The sequence below is a fragment of the Streptococcus parasalivarius genome (assembly GCF_054785155.1).
In genome coordinates, this window is the sequence record NZ_BAABOB010000001.1 from 341,606 (window position 1) to 362,209 (window position 20,604).

The 20,604-nt window shown below is 39.9% G+C and carries 24 protein-coding genes and 1 CRISPR repeat array; of the genes, 16 read left to right on the forward strand and 8 right to left on the reverse strand.

Annotation, left to right across the window (positions count from 1 at the left end; genetic code table 11):
• Positions 1-30 precede the first annotated feature (30 nt).
• The 3 genes from cas1 to csn2-St are packed head-to-tail and all read left to right on the forward strand — an operon-like array spanning position 31 to position 2,316.
• The gene (gene cas1 / locus ACYVQ1_RS01715) at positions 31-942 is read left to right on the forward strand and encodes a type II CRISPR-associated endonuclease Cas1 (RefSeq protein ID WP_461249621.1); all 912 of its coding nucleotides are present in this window, start codon (positions 31-33) and stop codon (positions 940-942) included.
• A gap of 1 nt (position 943) precedes the next feature.
• Entirely contained in the window at positions 944-1,267 is a 324-nt protein-coding gene (cas2, locus tag ACYVQ1_RS01720) for a CRISPR-associated endonuclease Cas2 (RefSeq protein WP_002946754.1), read from the forward strand.
• The gene (gene csn2-St, locus ACYVQ1_RS01725) at positions 1,264-2,316 is read left to right on the forward strand and encodes a CRISPR-associated protein Csn2-St (RefSeq protein ID WP_461249622.1); all 1,053 of its coding nucleotides are present in this window, start codon (positions 1,264-1,266) and stop codon (positions 2,314-2,316) included. The genes cas2 and csn2-St overlap by 4 nt, the downstream gene beginning before the upstream one ends.
• A gap of 63 nt (positions 2,317-2,379) precedes the next feature.
• A CRISPR array of direct repeats spans positions 2,380-2,940; the repeat unit is 36 nt; unit sequence GTTTTTGTACTCTCAAGATTTAAGTAACTGTACAAC.
• 41 nt (positions 2,941-2,981) lie between these two features.
• On the opposite strand, the gene ACYVQ1_RS01730 is transcribed toward csn2-St, so the two are convergent.
• The 3 genes from ACYVQ1_RS01730 to ACYVQ1_RS01740 are packed head-to-tail and all read right to left on the reverse strand — an operon-like array spanning position 2,982 to position 4,836.
• Complete coding sequence (locus tag ACYVQ1_RS01730; RefSeq protein ID WP_461249623.1) at positions 2,982-3,797, reverse strand: TIGR03943 family putative permease subunit; 816 nt, start codon at positions 3,795-3,797, stop codon at positions 2,982-2,984.
• Complete coding sequence (locus ACYVQ1_RS01735; protein WP_461249624.1) at positions 3,797-4,699, reverse strand: permease; 903 nt, start codon at positions 4,697-4,699, stop codon at positions 3,797-3,799. The genes ACYVQ1_RS01730 and ACYVQ1_RS01735 overlap by 1 nt, the downstream gene beginning before the upstream one ends.
• Positions 4,700-4,704: 5 nt before the next feature.
• Positions 4,705-4,836, reverse strand: a complete 132-nt coding sequence (locus ACYVQ1_RS01740; protein ID WP_002885949.1) for an SPJ_0845 family protein — start codon at positions 4,834-4,836, stop codon at positions 4,705-4,707.
• A 228-nt stretch (positions 4,837-5,064) separates the two neighbouring features.
• Here ACYVQ1_RS01740 and ACYVQ1_RS01745 point away from each other — a divergent pair, with 228 nt between their 5' ends.
• From ACYVQ1_RS01745 to ACYVQ1_RS01775, 7 genes are all read left to right on the forward strand, one after another.
• A complete protein-coding gene (locus ACYVQ1_RS01745; protein WP_461249625.1) occupies positions 5,065-7,197 on the forward strand; it encodes a Tex family protein in 2,133 nt (710 codons plus the stop codon).
• Positions 7,184-7,624 (forward strand): SprT family protein, encoded by a 441-nt coding sequence (locus tag ACYVQ1_RS01750; RefSeq protein WP_461249626.1) that lies wholly within the window; start codon positions 7,184-7,186, stop codon positions 7,622-7,624. The genes ACYVQ1_RS01745 and ACYVQ1_RS01750 overlap by 14 nt, the downstream gene beginning before the upstream one ends.
• Positions 7,625-7,689: 65 nt before the next feature.
• Positions 7,690-7,953: a PspC domain-containing protein gene (locus ACYVQ1_RS01755; RefSeq protein ID WP_002890561.1), complete on the forward strand. Its 264-nt coding sequence runs from the start codon at positions 7,690-7,692 to the stop codon at positions 7,951-7,953.
• Positions 7,954-8,080: 127 nt separating this feature from the next.
• A complete protein-coding gene (gene hprK, locus ACYVQ1_RS01760; RefSeq protein ID WP_037600373.1) occupies positions 8,081-9,010 on the forward strand; it encodes an HPr(Ser) kinase/phosphatase in 930 nt (309 codons plus the stop codon).
• The gene (lgt, locus tag ACYVQ1_RS01765; protein ID WP_461249627.1) at positions 9,010-9,801 is read left to right on the forward strand and encodes a prolipoprotein diacylglyceryl transferase; all 792 of its coding nucleotides are present in this window, start codon (positions 9,010-9,012) and stop codon (positions 9,799-9,801) included. Before hprK ends, lgt begins: the two co-directional genes overlap by 1 nt.
• Positions 9,802-9,925: 124 nt before the next feature.
• Positions 9,926-10,324 (forward strand): DUF948 domain-containing protein, encoded by a 399-nt coding sequence (locus ACYVQ1_RS01770; protein ID WP_002885965.1) that lies wholly within the window; start codon positions 9,926-9,928, stop codon positions 10,322-10,324.
• A gap of 12 nt (positions 10,325-10,336) precedes the next feature.
• Positions 10,337-10,777: a YtxH domain-containing protein gene (locus ACYVQ1_RS01775; RefSeq protein ID WP_145516268.1), complete on the forward strand. Its 441-nt coding sequence runs from the start codon at positions 10,337-10,339 to the stop codon at positions 10,775-10,777.
• 57 nt (positions 10,778-10,834) lie between these two features.
• Here ACYVQ1_RS01775 and ACYVQ1_RS01780 read toward each other — a convergent pair whose 3' ends face one another.
• On the reverse strand, positions 10,835-11,131 hold the full coding sequence (locus ACYVQ1_RS01780) for a DUF3270 domain-containing protein (protein ID WP_214252794.1): 297 nt from the start codon (positions 11,129-11,131) through the stop codon (positions 10,835-10,837).
• A 238-nt stretch (positions 11,132-11,369) separates the two neighbouring features.
• On the opposite strand from ACYVQ1_RS01780, the gene ACYVQ1_RS01785 reads away from it, so the two are divergent.
• From ACYVQ1_RS01785 to ACYVQ1_RS01795, 3 genes are all read left to right on the forward strand, one after another.
• Positions 11,370-12,299: a peptidase U32 family protein gene (locus ACYVQ1_RS01785; RefSeq protein ID WP_461249628.1), complete on the forward strand. Its 930-nt coding sequence runs from the start codon at positions 11,370-11,372 to the stop codon at positions 12,297-12,299.
• A gap of 95 nt (positions 12,300-12,394) precedes the next feature.
• On the forward strand, positions 12,395-13,681 hold the full coding sequence (locus ACYVQ1_RS01790; RefSeq protein WP_004182776.1) for a peptidase U32 family protein: 1,287 nt from the start codon (positions 12,395-12,397) through the stop codon (positions 13,679-13,681).
• Positions 13,681-13,998 (forward strand): CHY zinc finger protein, encoded by a 318-nt coding sequence (locus tag ACYVQ1_RS01795; RefSeq protein ID WP_461249629.1) that lies wholly within the window; start codon positions 13,681-13,683, stop codon positions 13,996-13,998. The genes ACYVQ1_RS01790 and ACYVQ1_RS01795 overlap by 1 nt, the downstream gene beginning before the upstream one ends.
• 49 nt (positions 13,999-14,047) lie before the next feature.
• Here the strand turns inward: ACYVQ1_RS01795 and ACYVQ1_RS01800 are convergent, their stop codons facing one another.
• Together ACYVQ1_RS01800 and ACYVQ1_RS01805 are read right to left on the reverse strand one after the other, a co-directional pair.
• The gene (locus ACYVQ1_RS01800; RefSeq protein ID WP_461249630.1) at positions 14,048-14,587 is read right to left on the reverse strand and encodes a biotin transporter BioY; all 540 of its coding nucleotides are present in this window, start codon (positions 14,585-14,587) and stop codon (positions 14,048-14,050) included.
• Between the two features lie 96 nt (positions 14,588-14,683).
• Positions 14,684-14,968, reverse strand: a complete 285-nt coding sequence (locus ACYVQ1_RS01805) for a hypothetical protein (protein WP_461249631.1) — start codon at positions 14,966-14,968, stop codon at positions 14,684-14,686.
• A gap of 124 nt (positions 14,969-15,092) precedes the next feature.
• On the opposite strand from ACYVQ1_RS01805, the gene ACYVQ1_RS01810 reads away from it, so the two are divergent.
• Positions 15,093-15,305, forward strand: a complete 213-nt coding sequence (locus ACYVQ1_RS01810; protein ID WP_002886106.1) for a YdbC family protein — start codon at positions 15,093-15,095, stop codon at positions 15,303-15,305.
• A gap of 33 nt (positions 15,306-15,338) precedes the next feature.
• Here the strand turns inward: ACYVQ1_RS01810 and ACYVQ1_RS01815 are convergent, their stop codons facing one another.
• Complete coding sequence (locus tag ACYVQ1_RS01815) at positions 15,339-16,673, reverse strand: Nramp family divalent metal transporter (RefSeq protein ID WP_461249632.1); 1,335 nt, start codon at positions 16,671-16,673, stop codon at positions 15,339-15,341.
• A gap of 207 nt (positions 16,674-16,880) precedes the next feature.
• Here ACYVQ1_RS01815 and ACYVQ1_RS01820 point away from each other — a divergent pair, with 207 nt between their 5' ends.
• Positions 16,881-17,189 carry a hypothetical protein gene (locus ACYVQ1_RS01820; protein ID WP_461249633.1) on the forward strand — a complete coding sequence of 103 codons (309 nt, stop codon included), beginning with the start codon at positions 16,881-16,883 and terminating at the stop codon, positions 17,187-17,189.
• A gap of 101 nt (positions 17,190-17,290) precedes the next feature.
• Complete coding sequence (locus ACYVQ1_RS01825) at positions 17,291-17,680, forward strand: (deoxy)nucleoside triphosphate pyrophosphohydrolase (protein ID WP_022495928.1); 390 nt, start codon at positions 17,291-17,293, stop codon at positions 17,678-17,680.
• A 22-nt stretch (positions 17,681-17,702) separates the two neighbouring features.
• Here the strand turns inward: ACYVQ1_RS01825 and ACYVQ1_RS01830 are convergent, their stop codons facing one another.
• Positions 17,703-20,588 carry a DUF3427 domain-containing protein gene (locus ACYVQ1_RS01830; protein WP_461249634.1) on the reverse strand — a complete coding sequence of 962 codons (2,886 nt, stop codon included), beginning with the start codon at positions 20,586-20,588 and terminating at the stop codon, positions 17,703-17,705.
• Between the last annotated feature and the right edge of the window lie 16 nt (positions 20,589-20,604).

Below are 20,604 nucleotides of genomic sequence, written 5' to 3' on the forward strand. Positions count from 1 at the left end.
GGTGTTTTCGTTATTTAAAAAGGAGAAGAAATGACTTGGAGAGTTGTACATATCAGTCAGAGTGAGAAGATGCGCTTAAAGCTTGATAACTTGTTAGTGCAAAAGATGGGACAAGAGTTTACGGTGCCACTTAGTGATATTTCGATAATAGTTGCTGAAGGTGGGGATACAGTTGTTACTCTTCGATTATTAAGTGCCCTAAGTAAATATAATATTGCCTTAGTTGTCTGTGATAATGAACATTTACCAACAGGGATTTATCACTCACAAAATGGCCATTTTAGAGCTTACAAGCGCTTGAAAGAACAGATGGACTGGTCTCAGAAACAAAAGGACAAGGCATGGCAGATTGTGACTTACTATAAAATCAATAACCAAGAGGATGTCCTAGCCATGTTTGAAAAAAGTCTGGATAACATTAGACTACTTTCAGACTATAAAGAGCAGATAGAACCAGGTGATAGAACCAATAGAGAGGGACATGCTGCCAAGGTCTATTTTAATGAGCTCTTTGGTAAACAATTTGTCAGAGTAACCCAACAAGAAGCCGATGTCATCAATGCTGGCTTAAACTATGGCTACGCTATCATGAGGGCACAGATGGCTAGAATAGTGGCGGGTTATGGTTTAAATGGCCTATTAGGTATCTTCCATAAAAATGAATACAATCAGTTTAATTTGGTTGATGACTTGATGGAGCCATTTAGACAGATTGTAGATGTTTGGGTTTATGATAATCTACGAGATCAAGAATTTCTTAAATATGAGTATAGGTTGAGATTGACAGATTTACTCAATGCTAAAATCAAATATGGCAAAGAGACTTGCTCAGTGACAGTTGCTATGGATAAATATGTCAAAGGCTTTATCAAATATATTTCGGAAAAAGATAGTAGTAAATTTCACTGTCCGGTGGTATCAAGTTTAGAGTGGAGAAAATAAGATGAGGTATGAAGCATTGAGATTATTATGTTTTTTTGATTTGCCAATGGAATCCAAGGATGAAAAAAGAATTTATCGTAATTTTCGTAAAGAATTAATTTCAAATGGATTTGAAATGTTACAATTTTCGGTCTACTATCGCACTTGTCCTAATAGAAGCTTTGCAAATAAATTTTATAAGAAGTTAAAGATGAGCAATCTACCTGCTGGAAATGTGAGACTTTTGGCGGTTACTGAAAAGCAATTTTCAGAGATGACATTAATCATAGGTGGCAAAACTAAGCAAGAAGAAATCGTCAGTGATAATAAGTTGGTGGTCATATGAAATTTTTTGTACAACATCCTTACAAAGAACGTATTGAATTGAATATTGGTGAAATCACTCAAATTGTTGGTCAAAATAAAGAATACAAATATTATATTTGGCAGATTTTAAGCTGGTATTTTGGTGGAAAAAAATACTCAAGTGAGGACTTAAGCATTTTTAATCATGAGGAGCCTACCATACTTGATGAGGCTGGTGAAATAGTGAAACGAAGTAGCTATCACTATATCGACATTTCAAGTTTTAAGGATTTACTGGAGCAGATGGAATACAAGAAAGGAACACTTGCTCACGGTTACCTTAGTAAAATTGTCAATAAAGTTGATATTGTAGCCCATTTGGAGAAAATAAATGAACAAGTAGAGCTTATAGAAGGAGTGATGAATGGGCATATAAACTTAAACTGTGGTCAGGTGGAATACCATTTAGAGCATCGTCCTCTAACACTAGACCAACTCCTCACAAAAAATTTTAGTCCATTTTTTGCCATTGAGAATAAGAATCTATCTTTTGAATGGGTTTCAAATACTGATAAACTATCCCTCTTTTTAGAAATGTTAGACCGCCTTCTGTCACAAACAACAGAGAAATATCTCATTGTGCTAAAAAATATTGATAGTTTTATTTCAGAGGAATCATATGATAGTTTTTATAAGCAGATTGGTCGGCTAGTCAAAAAGTATCCAAACCTAACCTTTATTTTATTTCCAAGTGATCAAGGCTATTTAAAGATTGATGAAGAAAATAGCAAGTTCGTCAATATTTTATCTGATCAGGTGGAGCATTTGTATGATGTTGAGTTTATGTATGAAAGGGTAGTGCAACACTATCCAAGTAATAATTTTCCAAGGAGAGAGGATTTTAGGATGTCCTTAGAGACTGTGACACCGTATTTATTAACAAAAATGACGAGACAACCTAGTCTCTCACTTGTTGATTCAGTGATTTTGAATATTCTAAATCAGTTGTTTCATTTTAATTACCGTATAAGATATTCACAAACATGTGATGAAAAACTTTTACAGAAATTTTTAGAAAGTAAGAATTGACAAGGACAGTTATTGATTTTATAATCACTATGTGGGTATAAAAACATCAAAATTTCATTTGAGGTTTTTGTACTCTCAAGATTTAAGTAACTGTACAACTTGCAAATACTCACTCAATTTATTAGGGTGTTTTTGTACTCTCAAGATTTAAGTAACTGTACAACTCCCCCTCGACATTCTTAACAGTCAAGGTCGTTTTTGTACTCTCAAGATTTAAGTAACTGTACAACATGACAATGCGTTTGCTGATTATCTAGCAGGTTTTTGTACTCTCAAGATTTAAGTAACTGTACAACCTAATTCATCAGCATCTACATTTTTGATTGGTTTTTGTACTCTCAAGATTTAAGTAACTGTACAACCAAGTCTAACGAAACCAACAAGACGTTTAGTTTTTGTACTCTCAAGATTTAAGTAACTGTACAACTCAACATTCAGACGTTTGCCACTGGAAACAGTTTTTGTACTCTCAAGATTTAAGTAACTGTACAACATGGTTTTCAAATCGACCACATAGCCCTTTGTTTTTGTACTCTCAAGATTTAAGTAACTGTACAACATGACACGCGCCACTTTTCAATACTTCCTGTTTTTGTACTCTCAAGATTTAAGTAACTGTACAGTTTGATTCAACTTAAAAAGCCAGTTCAACTGAACTTGGCTTTTTAAAATACGCGATAAACATAGGGATTGTCAGGCTGACCGACCTCTTTAACCTCAGTCAAATTGAGGATAGGGAGGCTCTGTTTAAGATTTTGATAATAATCCACAGTGATGGTACCAGTGACTTTTACCCAGGTATTATCCTTAAAGGTTTGGTCACTTCCGGTCGTCGCTAGTCCGTAAACACCTGAATCGGCGATACAGTGGATAATACCGAAGCGGAAGATGAACTGATAGCCCTTGGTCTGTGGGTCATTGTAAACAAAGCCGGTATAGGTGATCTTCTTGCCCACGAAATCGTTAGGATAGAGGTAGATGAGCTCCATGACTTCCATGTAATTTTCCGTGGTAATCTGGATGGTCTCACGTCCCTTGTACTTGGCTAGCTCCTTAGTCATTTCCTTCTCATAAGCTGAGGAGGTGAAGTAGGAGCTGGTGTCCGGCCTCAAGTACTGGATAGTCGTTCCCTCTTGGTCGGCCTGGTTAGGATCGCTCCCTGCCGCCAGTGGAAAATGATAACCTTTAGCTGATACAGTATTGGCATCCAGGGTCACCGTTGGCACCAAGAGCCCAGTGAGAACTGGAAAGGCCAAGAGGACGATGCTGGCTACCTTGGCCACTCGACCTGACAAATGCGAGTGAACCTTCATTTGCTTCATCCAAACGATGAGTTGAACCACAGCGAGGATGAAGGAAAGCACCATGGAAATATAAGCCAGATAAGAGTAGTGGATGTTAATGTACTGGTTGAGCTTGCCAGAAACTTGTAAGTACATGACCAGCTCAAAATAGCCAGATAAGATGAGAAAGCGTAACATTAAATCACCCCCAATACCAGACAGTAAATGATTGTTACCAGACTTGCAGTTCCCACAAAGAGCCCGATAAAGCGTGTCTTAAACTGGTGTTTCATCATGATTAGGTTCTTGATATCAACCATAGGACCGATGATGAGAAAGGCCACTGTTGGTGCCACTCCAAAACTAGAGAGCAAGGAAGCCCCGATAAAGGCATCCGCCTCTGAACAAAGCGAGAGGATAAAGGCCAAAAGCATCATGATGAGGATGGCTGTCACCGAATTGTGCCCGATTGTCGTAAGAATACGGGTAGGTAGGTAGGTCTGCATCCCTGCGGCCACCAGGCTCCCGAAAATCAGGTAACGTCCAGTGTCGAAAAATTCATCTACCGCATGAACCAAGGCCTGAAAAATTTTCTTACCAGCTGACAAACCACTATAGTCGTGCACATGACTGACCTTACGATTGTCCTTAAGAATCTGGTCATCCACCACAAAGCCGAGCAGAATTCCCAAAATCATGGCAATCAAGAAAGCCCCGAGGAAACGTAAAATCACGTAGTACCAAGAGTTCCCAAAGGCCGTATAGGTCGCAAAGAGAACGACTGGATTGATGATAGGGGCAGTTGCCATGAAAGGAATAGCCGTGTAGCTAGGCACTTTTTTCTCTAAAAAGCGCGTGATAATGGGAACAATCCCACACTCACAAGAAGGGAAAATAAAACCAATTAGAGTTCCAAAGAGAATAGCCAGGACCTTGTTTTTCGGAAGGAAGTTTTGGACTTTCTCAGGAGTCACAAAGACTTCGATAAAGCCAGACAGAATACTTCCCAACAAAACAAAGGGCAGGGCTTCGATAATAATCGACAGAAAAACTGCCAGAAGCTGCAAAACGCTATCTGGTAGTTGATGAAAAATAGCCATAACTATTATTTCTTCTTATCTTCTTGAAGACGTTTGTCCTTCTTAGGATCAGTTCCCGCCTTTTCAAAATCAGGGATAGCCGCAAAAGATGCCATCATGCTTTCAAGTTCATTTGTTTTTTTCTGAATAACCGCCATAAAAAGCCTCCGAGTTTAAATAAGATACTAAGGGCGTCATTTCTGACAAAAAATTAGGGCATCAGACGAAGAAGCTCTGCTTCTAGGAAGATGCATCTATTTTCCGAAAGAAATAGCCCTTAACAATAGGTCTACCTTTCTATTATACTACCTCTTGCTCAAAAATTCTCGCTTCAGCTACAAGGTTTTCTACCCAAGCAAATCTCCTCTCGTGGTATAATAGAACTTATGGAAAATCGTAATCTAGAGACATTGGCTCAGGAATTGGGCCTAAAAAAACAACAAGTTGAAACAGTTTTGGAATTGACCGCAGAAGGCAATACCATTCCTTTCATTGCCCGTTACCGTAAGGAAAAAACAGGCAATCTGGATGAAACGCAAATCAAGGCCATCATTGATATGTACAAGTCCTTGACGGCTCTTCAAGACCGTAAGGAAACAGTTCTTGCCAAGATTGAGGCTCAGGGTAAATTGACTGACCAACTCAAGGCAGCCATTGAAGCTGCTGAAAAGTTGGCGGATGTGGAAGAACTCTACCTCCCCTATAAGGAAAAACGCCGCACCAAGGCGACTATTGCCCGTGAAGCAGGTCTTTTCCCATTGGCTCGTCTTATCTTGCAAAATAGTCCCAACCTCAAGGCTGAAGCTGAAAAGCTGATATCTGAAGCCTTTCCAACAGCTGACAAGGCTCTTGCAGGTGCTGTGGACATTTTGGTTGAAGCCTTTTCTGAGGACAATAGCTTGCGCTCTTGGACCTACAACGAAATCTGGAACAACAGTGACATCACTTCAACCCTCAAGGATCAATCGCTGGATGAAAAAGAAACTTTCAAGATTTACTATGATTTTGAGGATAAGGTGTCTAAACTTCAAGGTTACCGTACGTTAGCCCTTAACCGTGGTGAGAAACTAGGCGTTATCAAGGTAAGCTTTAAGCACAATCTTGAGAAAATGCACCGTTTCTACAGTGCTCGTTTCAAACAAAAAAATGACTATATCGAGGAAGTTATCAATCAATCTCTCAAGAAGAAAATCATTCCAGCTATGGAGCGTCGTATCCGAAGCGAATTGACTGAAGCAGCAGAAGATGGTGCTATTCAACTTTTCTCTCAAAATCTTCGAAGCCTCCTTCTAGTATCGCCACTGAAAGGCAAGATGGTACTTGGTTTTGACCCAGCCTTTCGTACAGGGGCTAAGTTGGCCGTGGTTGACCAAACTGGTAAGCTCATTACAACACAAGTTATCTATCCAGTAGCTCCAGCAAGTCAGGCTAAAATCGCACAGGCTAAAAAAGACTTGACTGACCTCATCAAAAAGTATGCCATTGAGATTATTGCGATCGGTAATGGAACAGCAAGCCGTGAAAGTGAAGCTTTTGTGGCAGAAGTCCTCAAGGATTTCCCAGAAACTTCTTATGTCATTGTCAATGAAAGTGGTGCCTCGGTCTACTCTGCATCAGAGTTGGCCCGTCATGAGTTTCCAGACTTGACGGTCGAAAAACGCTCTGCCATTTCTATTGCCCGTCGTCTTCAAGACCCTCTGGCGGAATTGGTTAAGATTGACCCTAAATCAATCGGAGTAGGCCAATACCAGCACGATGTTAGCCAGAAGAAACTCTCTGAAAATCTTGATTTCGTCGTAGATACCGTGGTTAACCAGGTCGGTGTCAATGTCAATACGGCAAGTAGTACCCTCTTGTCACATGTCTCAGGGCTCAACAAGACTATCTCTGAAAATATTGTCGCCTACCGTGAGGAAAATGGCGAGATTACATCACGTGCTGAAATCAAGAAGGTCCCACGTCTTGGTGCCAAGGCCTTCGAGCAAGCCGCCGGTTTCCTTCGTATTCCAAATGCTAAAAATATCTTGGATAATACGGGAGTCCACCCAGAGTCTTATCCAGCGGTGAAAGCTCTCTTCAAGCAGTTAGACATCACAGATTTGGACGACTCTGCCAAGGCAAAATTGAAGGCTCTTAATCTTAAAGACACAGCAGAAGAGTTAAGGCTTGGTCAGGAAACCCTTAAAGATATCATAGCTGACCTTTTGAAACCAGGTCGAGACTTGCGTGATGATTTTGAAGCACCGGTACTTCGCCAGGATGTTCTTGAGCTCAAAGACTTGTCGGTGGGGCAAAAACTTGAAGGAACAGTCCGTAACGTTGTGGACTTTGGTGCCTTTGTGGATATCGGTGTCCATGAGGATGGTCTTATCCACATCTCTGAGATGAGCAAGAGTTTCGTTAACCATCCAAGTCAAGTGGTTTCTGTTGGGGATCTGGTTACCGTATGGGTGTCAAAAATTGACTTAGAACACGAAAAGCTTAATCTTTCCTTGGTGAATCCACGTGAATCTAACTGATTATGTTAAGACTGTTTCTATAGAAGATTTTGGCTGGGAATTTAAGCATCAAGCCTTGTGGAACAAGCGTCTCCGGACCACTGGAGGGCGGTTCTTTCCCAAGGATGGACACTTAGATTTCAACCCAAAACTCTATGAGGAACATGGTCTTGAGACCTTTCGAAAAATCGTCCGCCACGAGCTCTGTCATTATCACCTTTATTTTCAAGGTAAGGGCTACAAGCATGTTGATAGAGATTTTAAGGACTTACTAGCCGAGGTTGAAGGCCTTAGATACGCTCCAAAGATGCAAGGTCAAAAGGAGAAGTACTACCTCTATCAGTGCCAATCTTGTGGTCATATCTACCGTCGCAAACGCCGTGTCAATACACAGAAGTTTGGATGCGGTCTGTGTCGAGGCAAGCTCATTTTTCTAAATCAGTCCTAGGGCTGATTTTTTTAATTTAAAAAAATCATATAATTAAATCAAAGAAATGATGGGAGAAGAAGACCATGTCAAATCGTTTTTATAAGACACGAAAAAATAGACTCGTCGCCGGTGTTGTTGCAGGTTTGGCAGATAAGTTTGGTTGGGACCTAGCTTTGGCTCGTATCTTGGCTGTTATTCTAATGGTTTCAACGCAGTTTGGAATCTTTCTATACTTGGTTTTAGCCTTTCTCCTTCCTTACAAAGAAGATATTTATCCCGAAATCAAACTCAAGGATGGACGTAAACGTAAAAACGCTGAACCTGTCGAAGATGAGTGGAATTGGTAAGTAACTGTTAAAAGACATTGACCTGCGATTGGCCTTGGTGCTAGTCATAGGTCTTTTTTGCGTTAAGAAACGCATTGAAAACCTTTTTATGATACAATGAAACTAGTAACTAATCGGAGGAAATAACATGACAGTAACTGTTAAAATGCTGGTTGATAGGCTTAAACTCAAGGTTGTCTATGGAAATAAGGAGCTTTTGGCAAAAGCGATAACAACAGCTGATATCTCTCGTCCTGGTTTAGAAATGACGGGGTATTTTGACTATTATTCACCTGAACGACTTCAGTTGGTTGGGATGAAGGAGTGGTCCTACCTTAAAACCATGACTGATTACAACCGTTATTCTGTTTTTGCGAATATGTTTAAAGCGGAAACTCCAGCTGTTATCGTGGCGCGTGGTCTTGAGATTCCGGAAGAGATGCTTCGAGCTGCTAAGGAAAATGGTGTAGCAGTTCTTCAAGGACGAAATGGCACATCGTCGCTTTCAGGTGACATGTCTTGGTATCTTAACTCGCAATTAGCTGAACGAACTAGTGTCCATGGTGTTTTGGTAGATATCTACGGGATGGGAGTTCTTATTCAAGGAGACTCTGGCATCGGTAAGAGTGAGACAGGGCTTGAGTTGGTGAAACGTGGTCACCGTCTTGTCGCTGACGACCGTGTGGATGTTTATGCTAAGGATGAGGAGACTCTCTGGGGTGAGCCCGCGGAAATCCTCCGCCATCTTCTTGAAATTCGTGGGGTTGGTATCATTGATGTCATGAGTCTCTACGGAGCTAGTGCTGTTCGTAATTCCTCTCAAGTTCAGTTGGCCATTTATCTTGAGAATTTTGAAAATGGCAAGATCTTTGATCGTCTTGGAAACGGAAACGAAGAAATCGAATTGCAAGGCGTTAAGATTCCACGTGTCCGTATTCCTGTTAAGACAGGACGTAACGTATCAGTTGTTATCGAGGCTGCAGCTATGAACTACCGTGCTAAGCAAATGGGATTTGATGCAACCAAAACCTTTGAGGAACGTTTGACCAACCTCATTAGTAAGAATGGTGAAAACTAATGTTAGCTACTATTGATCCTATTGCTCTAAGGATTGGCCCCATTAGTATTCATTGGTATGCCATTTGTATCGTATCTGGTCTTTTACTAGCCGTTTATCTGGCTCAGCGTTGGGCTCCCGAAAAGGGAATTGACCCTGAAAACATCCTAGATTTTATTCTTCTTGCCTTTCCTATAGCCATTGTTGGTGCAAGGCTCTACTATGTGATCTTCCAGTGGTCTTACTACAGTCATAATCCTTCAGAAATTTTTGCGATTTGGAATGGTGGAATTGCCATCTATGGTGGCTTGATTGCTGGTGCAGCTGTCCTCTATTGGTTTGCTAAACGCCATGCCATTGCTGTCTTGGATTTTCTTGATATTGCAGCACCTGGTGTTATGCTTGCTCAGAGTATCGGTCGCTGGGGAAATTTTGTCAATCAAGAGGCCTACGGAAAAGCAGTTAGTCATCTGAATTATCTTCCAGAATTTATCCGTCAGCAGATGTTTATTGATGGAAGCTACCGTGTACCGACCTTCCTCTATGAAAGCTTGTGGAATCTAGTTGGTTTTGGCATAATTCTGGGACTACGACGTTTTAATAAGGGATTGCGACAGGGAGATGTCACTTCATTTTACCTTATCTGGTATGGTCTTGGACGCTTTGTCATCGAAGGCATGCGTACGGATAGTCTCATGTTTGCTGGCTTACGTGTCTCACAATGGGTCAGTATTGCCATCATTATCTTAGGTGCTAGTCTCTTATATTTCCGTAAACAACGCCCAAAAGCAGATTATAAAATGAAAAGCTAGTCATATAGTTCAGACTTTGTTATAATATAATGAAAATTATCATAACAAAGGTCACTGGAAATTGGAGATTTTACTTCAGTTTTCTTGTAGCGACCTTTTAAAAAGGTCAAAGGAGTCCTAAACTATGGCAGAAATTGCATTTCTTATTATCGCAATCGCACTTGCTGCGTTCCTCATTGCATTGATCCCTACCCTACTTCGTACCCGCCATGTGGTCAAAGAAGTTGAAGAAACAGTTGCTGTGCTTCGTACAGACATTAATGTAACCCTTCATCAAACAAATGAAATCTTGGCTAAGGCAAACGTCTTGGTTGAAGATGTTAATGAAAAAGTTCAAACAATCGATCCTCTCTTTGTAGCAGTAGCTGAGCTTTCAGAAAGTGTTTCTGACTTGAATACTGAAGCTCGTTACCTCGGTGCTAAAGCAAGTGCAGCAGGAGCAAGTGTCGGTAAGGCGGGTTCAGCCTTTGCTATCGGTAAAGTTGCTTCAAAACTATTTGGTAAAAAAGACAAGAAAAAATAAGGAGGTCTTTTCATGAGTAAATTTTTAAACACCCTAATCATTGGTGCAGCTTCTGGAGCTGCAGCAGCTTACTTCTTTACAACTGAAAAAGGTAAAGCTGTTAAATCACGTATCGATGAAGAAATCGCTTCATTCAAAGAAGATCCTAAAGCTTATCAAAATCAAGTAGTGGAAAAAGCTAGCGACTACAAAGATTTGGCAGTCGATACTTTCCAAGACTACAAAACAAAATTTGAAAACGGCGACATCACTGCAGATGATTTGACAAAAGCCGTTCAAGAAAAAACAGCTCAAGTTGCTGACTTTGCAAAAGAAAGCTTTGAACTTATCAAGGAGAAAACAGCTCAAGTAACTCCTGAACAAGCGGATGTTGAAGCAGAAACAAAAGCTATCGTTGATGATATCGTCATTGATATTAAAGATATCTCTGAAGAAGCAGCAGAAGCAAAATAATAAAGAAAGCACATGATGCTTTCTTTTTTTAGTACGAAAAAAAACGTTGACCAGCAGTCAACGTTTTTGTGCTTTATAATATTCGATTAGGACATAAATGCCTATCTGACCAATGACGCTAATGGTAATTGCCCAGAAGAAGGCCCAGAAGGTAGCCACCTGTGCTACTAAGAAAAGGAAGGCAACTAGGACTGTTGAAACACAGAAGCTTGAGACACGTCCAAAGAAAATCATATCTTGTAGCTTAATACTATTACTATTTAGACTTTGATAATCTTGATAATTCGTCGTTTGAGGATGCTCAGTCTCGAAATCTTCAATGTGATCAAATTGACGGTGTAAGTTGTCAGCCATGTCTGCCTCCTTTCTATATAAAATATCTAAATCACTTTTTCGTGTAGGTTAAAATACTTGGTCAGTATTTCACTATTTAGAATCTCATTAATAATACCATAAAAATTTTATATTGCAAAGTTTTTTTTGATTTTTGTGAAAATTATAGTATTTAAAAACTAATTTAAAATATTTAGATACAGAATTTTGAACCTAAAAATTCTAAAAAAATCAAATCATTTGTGCTATAATGTGAGTTATGGAAAAAATAGTGATTACAGCGACTGCTGAGAGCTACGAGCAGGCACGTGAGCTCCTAGAACTTGGCGTAGATCGTATTTACATCGGCGAAAAAGCTTTTGGCCTTCGTTTGCCTAAGCCTTTTTCATTCGCAGAGATGCGAAAGATTGCAGAGCTGGTACATGAGTCTAGCAAGGAATTGACTGTTGCCGTTAACGCCCTCATGCACCAAGGTATGATGGATGCTCTTCCAGACTACCTTGATTTTCTTGAAGAAATCAAGGCAGATTACATCACGGTTGGTGATGCAGGGGTTTTCTACATCTGTAACCGTGACAAACGTCCCTTCAAAATGATTTATGATGCTTCAACCATGGTAACCTCTAGCCGTCAGATTAATTTCTGGGGCAAACAAGCAGGAGCATCTGAAGCTGTTTTGGCCCGTGAGATTCCATCTGCGGAACTCTTCATCATGGCTGAAAATCTTCAAATTCCAGCCGAGGTTTTGGTTTACGGTGCCAGTATCATTCACCATTCAAAACGACCACTTCTTCAAAACTATTACAACTTTATCAAAACGGATGAAGCTGTTACCAAAGAACGTGACCTCTTCCTTTCTGAGCCTGGTGACCCAGATTCGCACTACTCAGTTTACGAAGACTTGCATGGAACACATATCTTTGCCAACAATGACCTGGATATGATGACTAAACTTTCAGAGCTCGTTGAACATGGTTTTGACCACTGGAAGTTGGACGGTGTTTATTGCCCAGGTGAAAACTTCGTAAAAATCACCGAGTATTTTGTGAAGGCTCGTGACCTCATCGAGGCTGGCGAATTTTCACAAGATCAAGCCTTCCTCTTTGATGAGGCTATTCATAAATTACACCCAGCCAACCGTGGTTTGGACACAGGTTTCTATGATTATGAACCTGACCGTGTAAAATAATAACCCTCCCTCCTTCGTTTGAGAGTTTTCCATTTTCAGGGAACGAAGGAGCTTTCTAAAAACTAAAATCGACAATCTTGCAAATTGGAGAAATTATGACTACAACTAAAAAACGCCCAGAGGTTTTGGTACCTGCTGGGACTTTGGAAAAATTAAAAGTCGCTGTAAATTACGGCGCAGATGCTGTTTTCGTTGGTGGACAAGCCTATGGTTTGCGTAGCCGTGCCGGAAACTTTACCATGGATGAGCTTCGTGAAGGCATCGAATACGCTCACGCACGTGGTGTTGATGTGCACGTCGCCTCAAACATGGTTACCCATGAAGGAAATGAAAAAGGAGCTGGTGAGTGGTTCCGTGAATTGCGTGATATGGGACTCGATGCCGTTATCGTATCTGACCCAGCCTTGATTGAAATCTGTTCAACCTACGCTCCAGGACTAAATATCCACTTGTCAACGCAAGCATCTGCGACAAACGTTGAAACCTTCCATTTTTGGAAACAGTATGGCTTGACCCGTGTTGTTTTGGCACGTGAGGTTACTATGGAGGAATTGGCTGAAATCCGTAAACGTACGGACCTTGAAATTGAGGCCTTTGTCCATGGTGCTATGTGTATCTCATACTCAGGTCGCTGTACCCTTTCTAACCATATGTCAGACCGTGATGCCAACCGTGGTGGTTGCTCACAGTCATGCCGTTGGAAATATGATCTTTACGACATGCCATTCGGCCAAGAGCGAAAGAGTATCCACGGTGAAGTTCCTGAAGAATACTCAATGTCAGCCGTTGACATGTGTATGATTGAAAATATCCCAGACCTTATCGATAATGGCGTTGACAGCCTTAAAATCGAAGGTCGTATGAAATCTGTCCACTATGTATCAACAGTTGCTAACTGCTACAAGGCTGCTTGTGACGCTTACATGGAAAGTGCAGAAGCCTTCTACGCCATCAAAGATGATTTGATTAACGAACTCTGGAAAGTTGCCCAACGTGAATTGGCAACAGGTTTCTACTACAAGACACCAACAGAAAACGAGCAACTCTTTGGTGCCCGTCGTAAGATTCCACAATACAAATTCGTTGGTGAAGTAGTAGACTTTGATCCAGCCACTATGACAGCTACAATCCGTCAACGTAACGTTATCCTCGAAGGTGACCACGTTGAATTCTACGGACCAGGCTTCCGTCATTTCGAGTGTGACATCAAAGACCTTCACGATGCAAATGGTAATAAGATTGACCGTGCACCAAACCCAATGGAACTTCTTACGATTACCGTGCCACAAGAAGTTAAACCTGGTGACATGATTCGTTCAACCAAAGAAGGTTTGATTAACCTCTACCAAAAAGACGGGTCAAGTAAGACTGTTCGTGCCTAATGACGAGAAAAATATATGGTCTCTTGGTAGATAATGAGAGCAGGTGCAAGCATTATCACACAGAGCTAGATATTGTTGCCCTAAAATGCTTCGAGTGTCTGAAATATTATGCCTGTTATCAGTGTCATGATAGCTTGGAGGAACATAGCTTTCGAGCTTATCCTCGTCAGCTCAAGCAGGACAAGGTCCTTATCTGTGGCGTTTGTCAGCATGAGATGACTATTGAGGAGTATCAAGAGGCAGTAGCTTGTCCTAATTGTCACAGTGCTTTCAACCCAGCTTGTTCAAAGCATTATGATATTTATTTTGAAAAATAAAAAGATTGAAGATTCTGTTCCCACGAACAAAGTCTTCAATCTTTTTTCTTTAGTTAAAGTAGCTATGATTTTTTAGTGCTTTTAAAATTGGCTTAGTCACCAAAGCGACAATCAGACCTTTTAAAAGGTCTGGGATGATGAAGGGTGTCAAACCGACAGCTACGGCTGCAGACCACCCCATCTTTCCAAGAAAGTGTAGGCTAAGGATACCACCGACAAAGACAAGTGCATCTCCCAAAACAAAAGCCACAAAGATTTTCCAAATTGGAGTCTCAGTATGCGTTAGTTTTGAAGTGACAAAGGCGAAAAATGGATAAGCCAACAAATAGCCAGCTGAGGGACCAAAGAAGGCTTGGAGCCCCCCGCCTCCACCTGCAAAAACCGGTAGACCAATGGCACCTAGGATAAGGTAGAGGGTAGCGGCAAGAGTTGCCTCTCTTGGCTTAAGGATGGCAGCAACAAGTCCGACAGCGAAGGTCTGGAGAGTAATGGGAACTGCACCGATAGGAATAACAATTTGAGCTAGTGCGGCAATGATAGCAGCACCGAAGGCGGGAAGTATGAGTGACAGTGTACGATTTTGCGTCATTTTTTAGTTAACCTTTCGTAAATTAATAGTTAACTTATTATAACAAGTACTTCTGAAATAGTCAACCTCATAATAAAACGAGGTTAACTGATAAACTTAACCTCGTTGTGATATGATTTTTAGACGTTTGATTTCTTTTAGTTCAATCATGCTGATAATCTTATCTTGCTCGATAAAGATGGCTTGTCGCTCTCTGTCATAATGGTTGATGTAGCCCTTATAGGTCTTCTGATTAAATGTCAGCATGACCATTTGGTTATGATCAATAGCATGATAGATATCGTTAATAAGCTGATTATGCATTAGGTGGACAGGTTTGCTATGACCTGTTTCCACAAACTGATGAAGCTGATGCTTTACTGCTTCTAAAAAGTTTATCATGGTCATTTCCCTCGTTTCTTGATAAAATAATTATAGCATGAAAGGTGAAATTTTGTGGATAACTTCTTTCTAAAACACACAATTTTCACAGAAAAAAACGAATAAAGCTAGTGGAGGTAAGCAAATGGCAGAATTTTCATTTGAAATTGAAGAAAAACTCTTGGTCTTGTCTGAGAATGACAAGGGCTGGACTAAGGAACTCAATCGTGTGAGCTTTAATGGCGCACCGGCTAAGTATGACATCCGTACATGGAGTCCAGACCATACCAAGATGGGTAAGGGGATTACCCTTAGCAATGAAGAATTCCAAGTTCTCGTTGACGCCTTCAAAAACTAAAACAAGGTCAGCATGGCGCTGGCCTTATTTTGTTTAAAACGTATCAATGATAAGTTTGAGATTGAGAATGGTTAGGACAATAGCGATGGCATAACCAAGGAAAGTATTCCACTTGGCATTGACGTGTTTTCCCATGAGTGATTTCTTAGAAGTATAGTAAATCAAAGGGAAGATAGAGAATGGCAAGGCAAGTGAAAGGAAAACCTGTGAATAAACCAGCAGTTGATCCAGAGTCTTTTCTTGATCACCGTAGAGAATAGCTACAACGATAACAGGTAGCAAGGCGAAGAGACGTGTGAATAAACGAATTACCCACTGCGGTAACCTCATGTGGAGAAAGCCTTCCATGACAATTTGGCCAGTCAGAGTACCAGTAATGGTAGAGTTTTGACCACTAGCCAAGAGCGCCAAGGCAAAGAGTGTTGAAAGTGTCGAACTAGCTACCGCACCAGCAATCTTAGAGTCCTGAAGAGCATTGTACATCTGTGAGAAAGCTGAAATATCAGAAGCATGACCAAAGAAGAGAGCTGCCCCCAAAATCAAGAGGAGGGAGTTAACCACAAAAGCCAAAGTCAACTGGATGTTAGAATCCCAGGTCATGAAACGGACAGCCTTAGTCACGTCTTTGCCATCAGAATAGTCAACCTTACGAGTCTGTGACAAGGATGAGTGCAAGTATAGGTTATGTGGCATAACGGTCGCACCCACAATCCCAAGTGCCAAGGTCAACTGGTTGGTATGCCCAGCAGCATGAGGCTCAAAGAGAGTTGGTGTAGGGAGATAACCTTCTAGGATTCCCGTAATACTAGGCTCAGACAAGGCTACCAGATAGACAAAGATAACCAAGATGGTCAAAATCAAGGTTGAAACAATAGCCTCGATTTTTTTGAATCCTAGCTTCATGATGAGCAGTAGCAGGAAGACGTCTAGGATTGTCACCAGAATGGCAACCATAATTGGAATACCAAAGAGCAGGTTAAGAGCAATGGCAGAACCAAGCACCTCAGCCAAATCCGTCGCCATTAAGGCCAGCTCCAGAATCACCCAAAGCGTGTATCGCAACCATTTGGGCGAGTGATAGGCAGTCGCTTGAGCTAGGTCCATTTGGGTCACAATCCCTAATTTCCCAGCCATTTGTTGCAACTGCATAGCGATTAAAGATGAAATTAAGATGACAAAAAGCAGACTATACTTGTAGGTCGCCCCACCGACGACACTGGTAATCCAGTTCCCTGGATCCATGTAACCCACGGCCACAAGAGCCCCAGGTCCCAAGAAAGCCTTAAGATTTTGCCAAAATCGATTATTATTTGGTGTATCTATGGATTGGTTTACCTCAGAAAGGGAAACCTTCTTTGAAGATGTCATAAACACCTCTTTCTAAGTCATATCTGCCTAAAAGTGTATTATTTCTAGACAGACAGACAATTTTATTATAACACTATGAGGAAGATGTGCAAGGTTTTGAAAGGTATTGACTTATCCTACATTGATATCATAGAGGACTTTTCAGAATTGACTTTTTATACTAAACTATAAGAGAAGATGATTTCATAGATGAGGAAGAAAAAATAATTGAAAACATTTCAGCTAACAGCTAAGAAAAAGATTACCCTGGCACTCGTAGTTGTCATCGTGGTTGCTTTGCTTATCTTTATCATTAACGTGCAGATAAATCAGCCTGATAACCTACCTGTCAATTACATGGAGGGCCTTAAAAATCCTGGAATGACCGGAGATTACATCGGCCTCTGGAAGTCTCGCTGGCATGAAGAAAATAAAGCATGGATTTATCTTGCGAAACAATACGCTATCTATGCAGTAGTAGCCCTTGCTTGTTTGTCAGCTTGGGTCGCAGCATCAAAGGTAAAATTTTGGAAATAAGAAAATGCTTCTCTCGATTGAGGGAAGCGTTTTTAAATTATAAATTAAAGTTTGCTTGTCGTGATTGCTTTTTGATAGAATACTATCTGGAGGAATGTTACATGTCAAAAAAAATCATAAATGTTGTGGCTGCAGCCATCGAAAAGGATGGAAAAATCTTCTGTGCCCAACGACCAGAAGGAAAAAGTTTAGGAGGATACTGGGAATTTCCTGGTGGTAAGTTGGAAGAAGGAGAATCACCTGAAGAAGCTTTGATACGAGAGATTCATGAAGAATTAAATTCTCAGATTGAGATTATTTCCTTCGTTAATGAAGCTTCCTATGATTATGATTTTGGAACAGTTGTTATGAAAACCTTTCATGCCAGACTCGTTTCTGGAAATCTAGATTTGTTGGAACATCAGGATTCAGCTTGGCTAGAGCCTAATCGCTTGAAAACTTTGAATTGGGCGCCTGTAGACCGACCAGCTGTAGAATTGTTATCAAAATAAGAGCATCACATGCGTGGTGCTCTTATTTATTAGTTATGTAACGATAAAGGGTGTCAGGAATAGGATTATCTAGTTTGAAGTTCATAGTAACAATACTTTCATTTCCGCTTTCAAGTGGACGTACTAATTCTTCAACGGTAGATGGCACGATGGTCAAGTCACCTAAATAGTAGAAATCGCCACCCTCAGCATCATCTTTAATGATAAATAATTTTAGGTCTAATCCATTTTCAGGTGAATTGATAATTGTTTTTACATCTGGAGACTCAAGCGTGCGCTTGTTTTTAGAAAACCACTTAAGAGTAGTTTCGTTTAACAACTCATCTTCGTATTTGATCGTATCACTGATTTCATCATCCTTATGATAGGTGATGAAGATTGGACAAGTGTTAGTACTCTTGTCTATTTTATAGCCACCTATATTAAGTGGAGGTTCATCCTTAGACCAGTTAAGAAGTTTACAGACATCACGACGAGAATATTTTTGACCGATTGTAAATATTTCAGGAAAATCTCTCGTTTTATAGAGCCCCGCGTCAATAACATCATTGAAAAGCAAGCTGAAGTCAGAGTTCTTGTAACTCTCAAGAACCTCAAGATTGAGTTTATAAACATTATTTTCTAGAGTGACCAGAGGTTCTGTACCGAATTTTTTTACCTCTTGAGATTTAAGAAATTGAAGACTTAATACATTTTCAACAGAGGAGATGATTGGGCCTCTAGTAGATAATTGTTCAGTTTCCAGAATCTCAATAAATTTATCTTTCGAGACATTACCATTTTTGATGAGTTCCTGAAGTAGAAGAAGCTCATGTTTTCGTTTACCAGGAAGAAGTTCAAATGTGATAAAACTCAACCAGTTACTCTCAGTGTCAGTGAGTTCTATTGACTTGTTTGAAAATTTGTTAATAACATCTGAGTAGTTTTTGAAGCTATTATTGTTGAAAAATACTATCGGATCAATATTATCAAAGGTTAAATGATCGATTAGCATAGGCGTTCTACCAAGTTTATTTTCAAGATCAGTAAAAGCATCTTTGAGAATTTTCATGTTAGATAGAACCGTGTTTGTAATCGATTTGAAGATTTGTTCTTTAGCAACTTCCTCAAAGTTCACGGTTGTTAAACCACTCAAGATATTTGGTTCTCGTAGTTCACGACGGTAATTATCTTTATTCATAGATTTATCACCGAATAATGCAATTGGAATCAGATAGTTATTTTTGTAATTACCAATAAAATCAATGATAGTAACGTACTCCTTACTTTTATGTTTACGAAGTCCACGACCAAGCTGCTGAACAAAAATGATACTTGATTGCGTGTTACGCAACATAACTACCTGGTTTACGGATGGTATGTCTATCCCTTCATTAAAAATATCAACGGTCAAGATATATTCAAGCTTCCCATCTTCTAATTGCTTAACAACCTTTTCACGATAGTTGATATCGTCATCACCAGTCAATGCGATGGTACGTTTTCCATGTTGATTAAGTTTTTTTGATAATTCTCTGGCTTCTGCTTTTGATGAGCAAAAAATAAGTCCACGAACTTGATTATTACAAACACCATAGAAATCAATTTTATTTAGAATATGTTTGACACGCTCATCTGATGTAAGGTTTGAGATATTTGATTTTTCGTCAATAAGTTGACCATCAATCTCAATGTCTTTAACACCAAAATAAACGAAAGGACAGAGCATGTCATTCTCTAATGCATCTTGTAAGCGAATCTCATAGGCAATATTATAGTCAAAAATCTCGTAAATATTTTGGCCATCAGTACGTTCAGGAGTTGCTGTCATACCTAGATAAAAATTCGGTGTAAAATGGCCCATAACTTTTTTGTATGAATCAGCTCCAGCCTTATGCACTTCGTCAATGAGAATATAGTCGAAGAAGTCTTTTGAAAAAGCTTTTAAGTTATCCTCGCGTGATAATGTTTGGATAGTCACGAAGATATATTTTTTTCCAGTTAAATCATCACCTGAGTGATAAATATGTCCTTCAGATGGATTAAAGCCCAGAACTTTTTGAAAATCTATTAAAGATTTTTTGAGAATCTGTTCACGATGGACGATGAATAACATGCGTTCAGGATTATATTGTTTAACGTCAAAGGCAGATAAAAATGTCTTACCAGTACCTGTGGCACTGATAACGAGTGCCCTGTCTTTTCCCTGTTCCCGAATATTTCTGAGTCCTTCTAGTGCGGCTTCTTGCATTTTATTAGGAACAATTTTTTCAGCTGAATAAGGAAGCTTTTCTTCATCATTAATCTTTGTGAGACTAATGACTTTCTTTCTCTTTTTAGCATAGGTCTCTATTATTTCGTGTGTTAGTAGCTCTGATTGTTCCCAAATACGGTCAAATTCTGATTTGGTATTTTGAATAAACTCCCCGTTATGAGTAGAGGTCAGTTTGATATTCCACTCATAATTAATTTTTAGAGCTGTATGTGTGAGGTTTGAACTACCTGAAATCAGTACCTGTTTACCAGTATGTTCGAAAAGATAGAATTTGGCGTGCATCTGCATTTTTTCAGGTGTTAAACGGACTTCAACGTTTTTGAGTTTTAGTAGCTCACGCATTGCATCAGGGTCGTTGAAATCTAGATAAGGGGAAATCAAGATTTTTCCTGGCACTTGCTTGTCCATTAGGTCTGATAATTGAGACTTAATCATGGCAATTCCGTTTTTAGTGACAAAAGCGACTGAAAAATAGAAAGCAGTACACTTACTCAATTCTTCTTGTAGATCAGTCAAGACATAACGCCTTTCATCACTATTATTCACAAGAATTTGAGGAGAATACCCACCCTCTTGATATTTAATGTTATCAACAAAACCAAACTTAAGTGATTTTATCAAAGTGTCCTGAAATAAATTAATTCCCTCTGGCATTGTATAATCCCTTTCT